The 12,530-nt window shown below is 71.4% G+C and carries 12 protein-coding genes; 4 read left to right on the top strand and 8 right to left on the bottom strand.

The window, feature by feature from the left end:
• Positions 1-31: 31 nt before the first annotated feature.
• From OG349_RS20580 to OG349_RS20570, 3 genes are all read right to left on the bottom strand, one after another.
• Positions 32-904, bottom strand: coding sequence for an NAD-dependent epimerase/dehydratase family protein (locus OG349_RS20580; protein ID WP_327236000.1), 873 nt, complete (start codon positions 902-904; stop codon positions 32-34).
• 203 nt (positions 905-1,107) lie between these two features.
• Entirely contained in the window at positions 1,108-2,298 is a 1,191-nt protein-coding gene (locus OG349_RS20575) for an FAD-dependent oxidoreductase (protein ID WP_327235999.1), read from the bottom strand.
• Entirely contained in the window at positions 2,295-3,005 is a 711-nt protein-coding gene (locus OG349_RS20570; protein WP_327235998.1) for a TetR/AcrR family transcriptional regulator, read from the bottom strand. Before OG349_RS20570 ends, OG349_RS20575 begins: the two co-directional genes overlap by 4 nt.
• A gap of 132 nt (positions 3,006-3,137) precedes the next feature.
• Between OG349_RS20570 and OG349_RS20565 the strand changes: the two genes are divergently transcribed.
• On the top strand, positions 3,138-3,752 hold the full coding sequence (locus OG349_RS20565) for a cysteine hydrolase (RefSeq protein ID WP_327235997.1): 615 nt from the start codon (positions 3,138-3,140) through the stop codon (positions 3,750-3,752).
• Here OG349_RS20565 and OG349_RS20560 read toward each other — a convergent pair.
• Positions 3,698-5,293, bottom strand: a complete 1,596-nt coding sequence (locus OG349_RS20560) for an MDR family MFS transporter (RefSeq protein ID WP_327235996.1) — start codon at positions 5,291-5,293, stop codon at positions 3,698-3,700. The genes OG349_RS20565 and OG349_RS20560 overlap by 55 nt on opposite strands.
• 150 nt (positions 5,294-5,443) lie before the next feature.
• Here OG349_RS20560 and OG349_RS20555 point away from each other — a divergent pair, with 150 nt between their 5' ends.
• Complete coding sequence (locus OG349_RS20555) at positions 5,444-6,055, top strand: TetR/AcrR family transcriptional regulator (protein WP_327235995.1); 612 nt, start codon at positions 5,444-5,446, stop codon at positions 6,053-6,055.
• Positions 6,056-6,071: 16 nt separating this feature from the next.
• Here OG349_RS20555 and OG349_RS20550 read toward each other — a convergent pair whose 3' ends face one another.
• The 3 genes from OG349_RS20550 to OG349_RS20540 all read right to left on the bottom strand — a co-directional run bounded on the left by OG349_RS20550 (position 6,072) and on the right by OG349_RS20540 (position 10,010).
• Entirely contained in the window at positions 6,072-7,448 is a 1,377-nt protein-coding gene (locus OG349_RS20550) for an amidohydrolase family protein (protein ID WP_327235994.1), read from the bottom strand.
• A gap of 339 nt (positions 7,449-7,787) precedes the next feature.
• Positions 7,788-8,459, bottom strand: coding sequence for a response regulator transcription factor (locus OG349_RS20545; RefSeq protein WP_327235993.1), 672 nt, complete (start codon positions 8,457-8,459; stop codon positions 7,788-7,790).
• Positions 8,460-8,771: 312 nt separating this feature from the next.
• Positions 8,772-10,010: an amidohydrolase family protein gene (locus OG349_RS20540; protein ID WP_327235992.1), complete on the bottom strand. Its 1,239-nt coding sequence runs from the start codon at positions 10,008-10,010 to the stop codon at positions 8,772-8,774.
• 136 nt (positions 10,011-10,146) lie between these two features.
• On the opposite strand from OG349_RS20540, the gene OG349_RS20535 reads away from it, so the two are divergent.
• Positions 10,147-10,632: a MarR family winged helix-turn-helix transcriptional regulator gene (locus OG349_RS20535; RefSeq protein ID WP_327235991.1), complete on the top strand. Its 486-nt coding sequence runs from the start codon at positions 10,147-10,149 to the stop codon at positions 10,630-10,632.
• Here OG349_RS20535 and OG349_RS20530 read toward each other — a convergent pair.
• Positions 10,587-11,891 carry an amidohydrolase family protein gene (locus OG349_RS20530; protein WP_327235990.1) on the bottom strand — a complete coding sequence of 435 codons (1,305 nt, stop codon included), beginning with the start codon at positions 11,889-11,891 and terminating at the stop codon, positions 10,587-10,589. The genes OG349_RS20535 and OG349_RS20530 overlap by 46 nt on opposite strands.
• 164 nt (positions 11,892-12,055) lie before the next feature.
• On the opposite strand from OG349_RS20530, the gene OG349_RS20525 reads away from it, so the two are divergent.
• Complete coding sequence (locus OG349_RS20525) at positions 12,056-12,526, top strand: MarR family winged helix-turn-helix transcriptional regulator (RefSeq protein WP_327235989.1); 471 nt, start codon at positions 12,056-12,058, stop codon at positions 12,524-12,526.
• Positions 12,527-12,530 lie beyond the last annotated feature (4 nt).

Genomic DNA, 12,530 nt, shown 5'->3' with positions numbered 1-12,530 from the left:
CCCCTCGGTGTTCGTACTGTCTGACGAACCGTCAGGCGTCCTGCGCCGCGAAACCCGACCGCCAGGACGCGTACTCGGGTTCCCAACCCCGCGAGCGTGCCAGCTCGTTGGACGCGCCCCGCGCCCAACTCTGCTGTCCCGATACGGGCCCTGGCGCCGGCCGCCCGAGCGCGGCGGCCAGGACCGGCAGCCACGCGCGGCCCCGCGCCGGCTCGTCGTCCACGATGTTCACCGGGCCGGAGGGCCAGTTGAGGGCGTCGACGGCGGCCCGCGCGGCGTCGGCGACGTGGACGAACGAACTCACCGAGAGGTCCGCCTCGATGTTCCCGAGGAAACGCGCCTCCCGGTCACCACCGAGGGCCGCGGACACGGCGCCGCCCGGCTCGTACCAGGTGCCGGGTCCGTACAGGACGCCGTACCGCAGCAGCACCGCGGTGTCGATCTCGGCCGCCGTCTCCTCCAGCACCCGTACCCCGTCCACCATCGCGCCTCGCGGCTCCGCCGCTCCGAGGTCGAGCGGTACGGTCTCGTCGGCCGGCTTGTCCCCGGGCGCGTACACCCAGGCGAGCGAGTGGACGACGATCCGGTGCACGTCGGCGTCGTGGGCCGCGTCCACCAGATTGCGCATGCCTTCCCGGCGCAGCCGGTCGGTCGCCGCGCCGTCGGCGTCCGCCAGGTCGGTGAGCTGGTTGATCACCGCGTCGGGCGCGGCGGCGGTCACCGCCTGCCGCAGACCGCCGGGGTCGAGGGCGTCGGCCTGGACCGCCGACGCGCCCTGCCGCCGTACCCGCTCGGTGCCCGCGAGGGTGCGGGAGACGCCGGTGACCTGGTGTCCGGCGTCCAGCAGAAGGGGTACGAGGAGTCGGCCCACCGCACCGGTGGCACCCGCGACCAAGACACGCATGGTGGATCAGTCCTCTGGTCGGTCCAGCCCGGAAGATCCGCCCGGTCCCGGCCTCACGGCCTCACGGCCGACGACGGGCGGCGCGGTCGCCCATCGTGGCACTGCCGGGGGGCCCGGCACCCCGGTCACCCGGCCGAAGCCGCTGATGACCACCCGAATGCCCACCCGCACGCCCACCCGCTGGAGCGCACACGGCGACGCGTTCACTCACCGCGCGGCGAAGGCGACGCGAAGGCGACGAACATGTCGACGATCGGCTGCGGCGCCCGGTCGTCGAACATCGTGTCCAGGCTCGTCGCGGATTCGCGGGCGGTGCTTTCGCCGCGCGGGAAGAGGGAGGCCTCGTAGGCGGCCAGCGCTGCCTCCACGTCCCCCGGGTGCGCGGCGAGCGCCCGCCCCAGGTCCGCGCCGTCGATCATCGCGAGGTTGGCGCCTTCCCCGGCGAAGGGGGACATCAGGTGGGCGGCGTCGCCGAGCAGGGTGACGCCCGGAGTGCGCTTCCAGTGGTGTGCGACGGGCAGCGCGTGGATGAGCCGGGGCACCAGCGGGGTGTCGGCGTCGGTGACCAGCCGCCGCAGAGCCGGGTCCCAGCCCTCGAAGTGCTCCAGTACGCCGGCCTTGGCCGCGTCCGCGTCGGTGAAGTCGATCGTGGACAGCACGTCCTCGGCGGCGCGCAGGGCGACGTAGATGTGGAGGCTGCCGTCGGTTTCGCGGTGGGCGAGGAACCCCCGGTTGTCGCCGAGGGCGAAGCACATGCCGGCGCCGACGAGCCGGGCGCTCTCGGGGTGGCGGGTGTCGGCGTCGAGGAGGTCCAGCTCGACGAAGGAGATGCCGGTGTAGGCGGGGCGGGCGTCGGAGAGCAGCGGGCGGATACGGGACCAGGCGCCGTCGGCCCTGATGAGGAGGCCGGTGGTGAAGGTGGTGCCGTCGGCGAGGGTGACCTCGTGGCGCCCGGAGTGCTGCCCGGAGCCGAGCGGCCGGGCGCCGGTGACCTTGGCGCCCCAGCGCACGGTCCCCTCGGGGAGCGAGTCGAGCAGGAGGTCGCGCAGGTCACCGCGGTCGACCTCGGGACGGCTGCCCTCGCCGTCGTCCTTCTCCTCCAGTACGAGCCGGGCGTGCCGGTCGAAGACGCGCAGGGTCTCGCCACCGGGGTGGACCCGGGCCAGGAACCCCTCGTACAACTCGGCGGCGCGCAGGGCTGCCTGCCCGGACTCGACGTGGATGTCGAGCATGCCGCCCTGGGTACGGGCGAACCGGTCGGGCTCCAGGTCGAAGACGGCCGCGTCGACGCCGTTCACGTGCAGGACGCGGGCGAGGGTGAGACCGCCGAGGCCGGCGCCGACGATCGCGATGGGGTAATGCGTACTCGTGCTCGTACCCGTACTCGTACTCATGCTGATGCCTCCGTGGTGACCGGGGTGTTCCTGGCCCCGTTGATGACCATGCGGAATATCCACGCCAGGCGCTGCTCGTGGGAGCCGGAGAGCAGCGCGGTGCCGAGGGCGGCGATCCGTGGATGGGTGACGGCACTGACGTCACGCAGCGCGGCGACGAGCTTGTCGTGCTCGACCTCCGCGTCGGCGGCCCGGCCCCGGGTGGACTGCTCGGCGGCGGTCGCGGTGGCGACCTGCAACAACACGTCCACACCCCAGGCGGCCTGCGCGTCGGGCACCTCCCCCTCGTGCAGGAGGGCGAGGATCGCCTCGACGAGGGCGAGGTAGTGGGGCCCGGAGGGCCGCGCCACCAGGGCGGAGCGGGCGAGGCTGGGGTGCTCGAACAGAACCCGCGTGTACGACCCGAGCACGGAAACGAGCCGATCACACCACCCCTCACCCTCACCACCACTACCGACCGGCCCCAGGTCAACGCCCCCCAGCAACTCCTCCAAGATCGCCGCATGAAGCTCGGCGGTGTTGGCCACGTACACGTACAGCGAAGCGGCCCCGGTATCGAGCTCCTGAGCCAGCCGCCGCATGGTGACGCGCTGAAGCCCCTCGGCCCGCATGAGCCCGACGGCGGCGGCGACGATCCCGTCATAGGTAAGAGCGGCCTTGGCGGGCCGCTCACGACGGCTACGGGGCACGGATTCGCGTGAAGTCACACCCCGACCCTAACGAACATGTTCGTCACGAACAAGTTCGTCGCTGTGCCAAGCCCGCCTCGGACTGATTGGTCCCCTTGTCGGGCAGGCTGTTCGTGCCGCTGATATGTCCCAGCTCACCGAGGAGCCGTCATGTCCGAGACTTTCCGCCTTGACCCGGCGAAGACCGCGCTCGTCCTGATCGAGTACCAGAACGACTTCACCAGCGAGGGCGGGGTGCTCAACGGGGCCGTGGCCGGGGTGATGGCGAAGACCGGGATGCTCGCGAACACCGTGGCTCTGGCCGGAGCCGCGCGGGCCGCCGGCGTCACCGTCATGCACGCGCCCATCACCTTCGCGCCCGGCTACGGCGAACTGTCCCGGCACCCGTACGGCATCCTCAAGGGGGTCGTGGACGGGTCGGCGTTCGTCAAGGGCAGTTGGGGCGCCGCGATCGTGGACGATCTCGCCCCGGCCGACGGGGACATCGTGATCGAGGGCAAGCGCGGCCTCGACACCTTCGCGAGTACGAACCTCGACTTCATACTGCGGAACAAGGGGATCGACACGATCATCCTGGGAGGCTTCCTCACCAACTGCTGTGTCGAGTCGACGATGCGCACCGGGTACGAGAACGGCTACCGGGTCATCACGGTGCCGGACTGCGTTGCCGCCACCTCACAGGAGGAGCACGACAACGCGATCACGTACGACTACCCCATGTTCTCCCTGCCCATGACCTCGGCCGACGTCATCGCCGGCCTCTGACCGTCGGTCGCGGATGAGACGGGCGCGGATGAGACGGGCGCGGATGAGACGGGCGCGGGTGAGGCGGGCGCCTCGGCGGCGGGCGTCGGCGGGCCGGCCTTCTGGAGCGGGACCTCGATGACGAAGAGCGACGCGACGAAGGCGAGGGCGCAGATGATCGCGCCGGCCAGGAAGATGTGGCTGGTGCCGTTCGCGACCGCCGTGAGGTAGGCGTCCCGGCCGCCCGTGGGCGGGTGGGACCGGACGGCGCGGGTGAACAGCGAGCCGAAGACCGCGACGCCGAGGGACCCGCCCAGGGTGCGGAAGAGATTGGACGAGCTCATCGCGGCGCCCATGTCGCGCAGGGAGACGCTGTTCTGCGCGATGGTGCCGGCCATCTGCAGGGTGAAGCCCAGGCCGATCCCGACGAGGATCATGTACAGGCTGGTCAGCAGCAGTGAGGTGCCGGTGTCCATGGTGGACAGCAGGCCGAGCCCGGCGGTGAGGAACGCGGCGCCGACGACGGGGAAGATCTTGTAGCGGCCGGTGGCGGACATGACCTTTCCCGCGACGGTCGAGACGATCACGACGGGGATCATCATCGGCAGCATCAGCAGCCCGGAGTGCGTGGCCGAGGCGCCCTGGACGTTCTGCTGGAACAGCGGCAGGTACAGGCCCGCGCCGAACATGACCACACCGGCGGCGAGGGTCAGCGCCATCGCCAGCGGGTAGTTGCGGTGCCCGGTGAACACGGTCAGCGGCAGCAGCGGCTCACCGGCCCGCTTCTCCACCGAGATGAAGGCGGCGAGCCCGATCACGGCGACGGCGCCGAGCGACAGCACCTGCCAGGAGCCCCACGCGTAGGTGCTGCCCGCCCAGGTGGCGGCCAGGACGATCGCCGTGATGGAGAGGGTCAGCAGGCCGATGCCCGCCCAGTCGATCCTCGCCCTGACGCGCGGCGCGGGAACGTGCAGCGTCAGCCACAGCCACACCAGGGCGACCAGGCCGAGCGGCAGGTTGATGTAGAAGGCCCACCGCCAGTCGAAGTGGCCGGTGACGAACCCGCCCAGCAGCGGTCCGCCGATGGTGCCGATCGCCATGACCGAGGCGGTCATGCCCTGGTACGTGCCCCGCTCACGCGGCGGTACGAGCACGCCGATCAGCGCGAACGCGCCCGCGCCGATCCCGCCGGCGCCGACGCCCTGGAGGACGCGGAAGGCGATCAGCTCGCCCATGGACTGCGACGCCCCGCACAGGGCGGACCCGACGACGAACACGGCGATGGACGCGAGATACACGGATTTACGGCCGAACAGGTCACCGAACTTGCCCCAGATCGGGGTGCTGATGGCGGTGATCAGGGTGTACGCGGTCACCACCCAGGAGATGTACTCCAGGCCGCCGAGCTGGCCGACGATCGTGGGCATCGCGGTGCTGACGACCATGTTGTCGAGCATCGACAGCAGCATCGCGAGCATGATGCCGAGCATCACCCAGCGCACGTTCTTCGGCACGGCCGAGGGGCCGGCGGATGCGGAAGGGAGGGATGCGGACGTGGACATGGCTGATCACCCCTTTCGTACAGAGGGGAAGAAGAGACGGGGAAGCGGGACGGTGTTCCGTCGACCGCCACCCCAGAAGACCACGCCGACTCCATAAGTGCAACCGATACACTTTTGAAGTTGCACCACTTTGGAGATAGGATCGTAGGTATGCCACCGACCGACTCCTCCGCCCCGCCGGCACCGATCGGGCGCCGCGAGCGCAAGAAGGCCGCCACGCGCCGGTCCATCAGTGACGCCGCGATGCGCCTGTTCCTGGAGCGCGGATACGACGACGTCGGCATCCGCGAGATCGCGGACGCCGCGGACGTGTCCACCACCACCCTGTTCAAGCACTTCCCCGTCAAGGAGGCCCTCGTCTTCGACGAGGACGCCGATCAGGAGGCCCTCCTGCTCGCCGCCGTACGCGAGCGCCCCCCGGGCCGGTCGATCCCCGCCGCGCTGCGCGACCACGCGCTGCGCCACCGCATGGCCGCCGTGGACGGCGACGCCGGTTTCACCGCGTTCTTCGAGCTGGTCCACACCACCCCGGCGCTGCGCGACTACGTCCAGGCCATGTGGCTGCGCCACACCGGCGCCCTCGCCCGGGTCATCGCGGAGGAGAGCGGCCTGCCCGCGGACGATCCCGCCTGTACGGCCCTGGCCCACTTCGCCCTTGAGGCCCCCCGTACCGCCCGTGGCCACGAAGACCCCCGCCAGGCCGTCGTCCGCGCCTTCGACCTGCTCGAAAGCGGCTGGGGAACGCTCGTCCCCAGCCGCTGAAGAGCCTGCGGTGGTGTCAGCGCCGGGGCTGCCTGGCCCCGCGGCGCCACACCTCGCGGATGGACAGGCTGTCGGAGATCGTGCGGGTGGGGTCGCCGTCGACCAGGAGGAGGTCGGCGCGCAGGCCTTCGGCGATACGGCCCCGGTCCTTGAGGCCGAAGCGGCGGGCCGGTACGGACGTGGCCGCCCGCAGGGCCTGGACGGGCGTGAGCCCCGCCTGGACGAGAAGCTGCAACTCGTGGTGGACGCTGGCGCCGTGGGCGAGTCCGCCGAGGTAGCGCACGGCCACCGAGACGTCCGTACCGACCAGGATGTCCACCCCCGCCTTGTGGAGCGCGAGGACGCTCCCGAGGACGTCCTCGAAGTTGCCCTCCGGGTAGTGGTTGAGGCTGCCGTGGCGCAGGGTGTCCAGCCACTCCTTGCTCAGCCGGGAGCTGACCCGCTTGTCGGCGGCGAAATCGGCGCCCGTCCCGCCCATGATCGACCTGTTGAGGCACAGGCACGCGGTGACGAACACCTTGGAGTCCGCGACCTTGCGCACGATCTTCGCGTCGGCGGGCCGGTCGATGAAGAGGTGGACCAGGCCGTCCATCTTCGCGTCGATCGCCTGCTCGAAGGCCTGCACGGTCAGCGCGTGGGCCACGGCCATCTTGCCGAGCCTGTGCGCCTCGGCCACGGACGCCACGATCGTGTCGTTGCTCAGGGCGGGCAGGCCGGCCGCGCCGAGGACCGAGCCGTCCTCGATCATGATCTTCACGTAGTCGGCTCCGTCCGCGACGACGCGGCGGATCAGCTTGACCGCCTCCCGCGGGTTCGAGACCCCCTCGTCCGGCGGCGGCCCCGACCCGTCCCCGGTGTCCGCGCCCTCCGGCGGGACGCCGGGCGGACCGCCCTCGGGGAACAGTTCGGACGGGTGGCCGCCGGGCGCCCCGACCCCGGTGCCCGCCGAACGGACGTCCGCGATGCTGTCGTTGTTGTCGGTCTTCTCGGGGTCGTGCCCGCCGCCCTGCATCTCCAGTTCGGTGGTCACACCGAAGAGCAGCGCGTTCTTCAGCCCGTCGTCCGAGGTGTGCGTGTGGCCGTCGATGAGGCCGGGCAGCAGGGTGGCACCGGACGCGTCGACGACAGTGGCGCCGCTCGGGGCCTTGCCGCCGACCTGGACGATCTTGTGGCCCTCGATGACGACCGTACGGGCGGTGATGACCCGCTCGCCGTCGAAGATCCGCACGTTCTGGATGGCGGTCGTCCCGGAGGTCTTACGGCCCGGCGACGTGGTGCTGCCCGCCTTGGTGCCGGTGTCGTCGGCGCAGCCGGACAGCAGTACCGCCGCTCCGGCGGCCGCGGCGCCCGCGCCGGCGTTTTTCAGGAGTGTACGGCGATGGATCCCGCACATGGGACAGCCCTTTCGCTTGAGGCCCCGCGGCCGGATCGGGCCGGTGTCGCTGGTGTTTCTGGCGTCGTTCCACTCCCGGGTGGGGGGAACGGTGATCCGCCGGCGGGGGCAGGGGCGCATCGCGGACGCGATGGCAGGCCCTGGTGGTGAGGCGTGTTGGGGCGCGTTTCCGCCCGCGGCCCTGCCTTCACCTTAGGAAGGGGAAGGGGCCGGATACGCGGTACCACGGGGCTGATCAAGTGCCGGGCGCGGTACCGGAGTACCGGGTGCGAGGCGACCTGGGGATGACCCGCCGACCCTGTCTCCCCGTACCCCGTCTCCCCGTACCCCGATGGCGGGTCAGCGGATTCCGACGAGGCCCGCCTCGTACGCGATGATGACGGCCCGGACGCGGTCGCGGGCGCCGATCCTGGCAAGCACCTTGCTGACGTGGGTCTTGACGGTGGATTCGGCCAGCACCAGCCGTGCGGCGATCTCGGTGTTGGTGAGGCCCTGTGCCATCGCCAGCAGGACTTCGCCCTCCCGTTCGCTGAGTCCGGCCAGGCGGGGATCGCCGCCCGCGCCGCCGGCCCGGTCGGCCGGTTGCGGGCCCTGCCGTACGAACGTGTCCAGCAGGCGGCGGGTCAGCGCCGGGGCCGCGACGGCGTCCCCCTCCGCCACCGCCCGGATACCGGCGATGAGTTCGCCCGGCAGGGCGTCCTTGAGGAGGAAGCCGCTGGCGCCGGCGCGCAGGGCGCCGTACGCGTACTCGTCCAGGTCGAAGGTCGTGAGCATGAGGACCCGGGACCGGCCGCCGGACGCCACAATGCGGCGGGTGGCCTCGATGCCGTCCACGCCGGGCATACGGATGTCCATCAGCACCACGTCGGGGCGCAGTTCGGCCGCCTGCCGTACGGCTTCCGCGCCGTTCGCGGCCTCCCCGACGACGTCCGTGCCGGGGTGGGCGTCGAGCAGCATGCGGAAACCGAGGCGTTGCAGCGCGTGGTCGTCGACGATCAGGACCGTGGTCACAGGGGGTTCTCTCCGGGTACGGGCGCGGGCAGCAGGGGCAGGGAGGCGTGAACGAGTCGGCCACCGCCGCCTGTTGGCCCGGCCTCGGCCCGGCCCCCGCACAGGGCGGCGCGTTCGGCGATGCCGACAAGCCCCCGGCTGGTGGGGCGGGTGAGGGCGCCGGGTGTACGGGGCCGGTGTTCGGCCCAGGGTGTACGGGCCGTTGCCCGGCGCACGCGTGGGAGCAGGTGCGGGGCGGACGGCGAGGGACGACGGCCCGGACCGTGCCCGCCGGGGCCGCGCGCTCCGTGCGGCGGTCGCCCGGCGGGGGGCTCAGGCGTGGGTGAGGCGGGTGCCCCGGCGCCAGACGGCCCGGGTGTTGAGGGTGTCGGAGATGGTCGTGGTGGGGTCGCCGTCGACCAGGAGCAGGTCGGCGCGCAGCCCTTCGGCGATACGGCCCCGGTCGGTCAGCCCGAAGCGGCGGGCGGTGACGGAGGTCCCCGCGTGCAGCGCCTCCACCGGGGTCAGACCGGCCCGGACGAGGTACTGGAGTTCGTGGTGGACGCTCGCCCCGTGGGCCAGACCGCCCAGGAACTCGAACGGCGCGGACGCGTCCGTACCCACCAGGATGTCGACACCGGCGTCCCGCAGCGCACGCACCGAGCCGAAGACATCACTGAGCTTGCCCTGCGGGTAGTGGCCGAAGCTGCTGCGCAGCGTCTTCATCCACTGCTCGTCCAGACGCGACGCCACGCGCGGGTCGTCGGCCAGCTCGTCGCCCGTGATGCCCATCATCGAGGCGTTCAGCACCACACACGGCACCACGAACGCCCCGGCGTCGCGGATCAGTGTGATGATCTCCTCGGTGTGCGGGCCCTCCATGAACAGGTGGACCAGACCGTCGACGCCCGCCTCGATCGACATCCGGGTCGCCTCGATGGTCAGCGCGTGGGCGACCGTGAGCATGCCGTGCTTCTTGGCCTCGGCGACACCCGCGTTCAGCGTGGCCCGGTCCAGCATCGGCAGACCCGGGTGGCCCTCCACCGAACCGTCGTCGACCATGAACTTGATGTAGTCGGAGCCGCGTTCGACCAGCTGCGGGATGAACCCCACCGCCTCCTCGGGGGTGGTGGAGAACGGCATCAGGGGCGCCGGTTCCGACGGCTTCGGGCCGCGCGCGCCGGGAGGCGGCCCGGGGCGGAAGCCCTCCGGGAACAGCTCGCTCGGGTGACCACCGGGAGGAGTGATGGCGAACCCGGAGGACCGGATGTCGGCCACCGCGTCGTTCTCCGTGATGTGCGCGCGGTTGCCGGCGGTGTGATTGCCCTGCATCTCCAGCGCCGTGGTCACACCGAACCGCAGGTCCAGGGCGAGAGCCTGCTCGTTGGTGTGGACGTGCGCGTCGATCAGGCCGGGCAGCAGTGTCCCGCCCGCGGCGTCCACGATCTCCGCCCCGGCGGGTGCCTCCCCGCCCACCGCGAGGATCCCGGTGCGGTCGAAGACGACGGTGGTCGCCTCCAGCGGCCGGTCCCCGTCGAAGACCCGCGCGTTGATGATGGCCGTTGTGCTCATGGGGGTGTTTCCCGTCGTTGTCGATCCGTCGCGGTGAACCGGGTCTCCCGGCACCCACCGGTCTCCTGCGAAACGCAGATGCATGCATTGTTGCACGTAATTGTGTTCGGCAGCGACCTGGGACTAAGGTGTCAAAGTGACCAGGGGAAACGAGACCAGGCAGAACGAGACTCCGGACGACGCGCTGCTGGACGCGGTCGGCGCGGCATTCGCCCGGCTGCGGCGCCGTACCGCCCTGGTGGACGTCGACCCGCCGGTCACGCGCAAGGACATGGCGCGGAACCAGGTCATCAACGTCGTCGACGAGGCCGACGGCGAGATGACGGTCGGCGGCGTCGCCTACCAGCTGACCGTCGATTCCTCGGTGGCGAGCCGGATGGTGAGCGACTGCATCACCGCGGGCCTTCTCGTACGGGCCGCCTCCCAGAGCGACGGCCGCCGTACGGTGCTCCTCCTCACCCCCGAGGGCATCGCCCTGCGCGACCGCTTCAGCAGCCAGCACCGCCAGGCCTTCGAGCACATCACCCGCGACTGGCCCCAGGCCAAACGCCTCGAATTCGCCCGGCTCCTGGTCGACTACGCGGAAGCCGCCGCGGAGTTGGGCACGCGTACCCCGTCCTGACCCCAGCTCGGCCGTCCACCGCTCAGCGTCCCCACCCGGTGGGCGGGGTCGGTCAGGTGCGCGAGGTCGGCGAGGGGGTCGGCGTCGAGGAGGAGGGCGTCCGCGACCGCGCCTTCGGTAATCGTCCCCACCGTCGCGTCCTGGCCGATCTTCCCGGCCGCGTGCCGGGTCGCGGCCTCCAGGACCGCCGACAACGGCAGCCCCGCCTTCGCGAGCAGGTGCAGCTCCCGCAGGAAGGCCCGGGGCGGGGAGGGCATCAGCAGGGCGACGTCACTCCCGGCGGCGATCCGCACTCCGGCGTCGTACATCAGCGCGAGCGTGTCCATCGCGTAGTCGAACCGGATACGGGACTCCTCCGCGGAGTGCCGGGGGAACGGCTTCCCGTAGAACGGACGGGCCGTGATCCGCGGGATGTCCGCCTCGGTGAGGATGCCGGCCCCGGCCAGCTCCCGGAGGTAGCTGTCGTCGCCGTTGCGCCCGAGCTGCTCCCAGGTGACCAGCGTCGGGCAGTAGTACGTGTTCGTGTCCGCCAGCATCGCCGCCACGTCGAGGGCCTCCGCCGTGCTGCCGGGGTCGTCGGGCAGGAACGCGTGCTCGATGGCGTCCGCCCCGGCCGCCACCGCCTCTTCCAGTTCGGAGCGGTGGTGGACGTGCGCGAGCACCTTCTTGCCCTTCTCGTGCGCGGCCGTGACGACGGCTTTCAGCGCGGCGAGGGGCAGCTTGTCGGGTGCGCCCGGCTCACCGTCGTATATGCACTTGAGGAAGTCGACCTGGTCGGCGAGGGCCAGGGCCTGGCGGTAGGCGTCGTCGGCGTTGTCGGTCTGGTACGCGAGGGACGCACGGGCCTCCATGTCCAGAACCGGCCACCCTTTGATCCCGGTGAAGACGGGACCCGCGAAGAACAGCCGGGGCACGGGTCCTGAGACCTTCGCGAGGTGGTCGCGCGTCTCGGCCCCGAGGCCGAGGGGACCTCCGAGATCGACGGCACTGGTCACCCCGACGGCCAGGAACTCCGCCATCAGGTTCGCGAGGTGTTCGCCGCGCTCGTTCTCGGGCTTGCCCATGAGATAGCCGCTCAGATGGGTGTGGCTCTCCCACAGCCCCGGGACCAGATAGCCGCCCCGGGCGTCGATCACGGGACCGTCGGCGACCGCCCGCTCTCGCGACGTCGCGGGGAGGACGGCACTGAACCGCCCGTCGGTCACGACGACCTCCGCACCGGTGATCGGGGCGGCTCCCGTGCCGTCGATGACGGTCACATTGTGAATGATCATTTACTGCCTCTCGCTGCGGACGCCGGGTGCCGGATGCCGGGTGCCGGACGCCGGGTGCCGGACGCCGGACGCCCGGATGTAAGGACGTCCGGCCGACAACGTATAGGTACCTATGCATCATTTCAATAGGCACCTATACACTCACGGGCGTGAACGAGCCACCGACCCACGCCACCCCCGCCGCCTCGATCAACATCGCCTCCCGCACCCTGGCCCGCCTCAACGACCGCCGACTGCGCCCGCTGGGGCTGGCCTTCGGTCAGGTGCCGGTCCTGGCGGCCCTCGGCCAGGGGGAGGCGCTCCCGCAGAAGGAACTGGTGAAGCTGGCGAGAATCGAGCAGCCGTCCATGGCACAACTGCTCGCCCGCATGGAACGTGACGGCCTGATCCGCCGTACGCCGTCCACCCAGGACCGGCGGGTCAGCATGATCTCCCTGACCGAGACCGGGCTGGCGACGCTCCCCCAGGTGCTCGCGGCCCTGCACGAGACCAACAGCCACGCGCTGCGAGGCTTCAGCGACCTGGAGACCGAGGTCCTGCAAAGCCTGCTGGACAGACTTCTCGCCAATCTCGACGCGGACCTCGACCGTGGCCCGCAGGAGCCCGACCCCGAGAACTGACCGA

This window comes from Streptomyces sp. NBC_01317 (assembly GCF_035961655.1).
In the GTDB taxonomy this organism is placed as follows: domain Bacteria; phylum Actinomycetota; class Actinomycetes; order Streptomycetales; family Streptomycetaceae; genus Streptomyces.
Note: the sequence above shows the minus strand (reverse complement) of the source record. Positions and strands in the feature narration are given on the sequence as shown.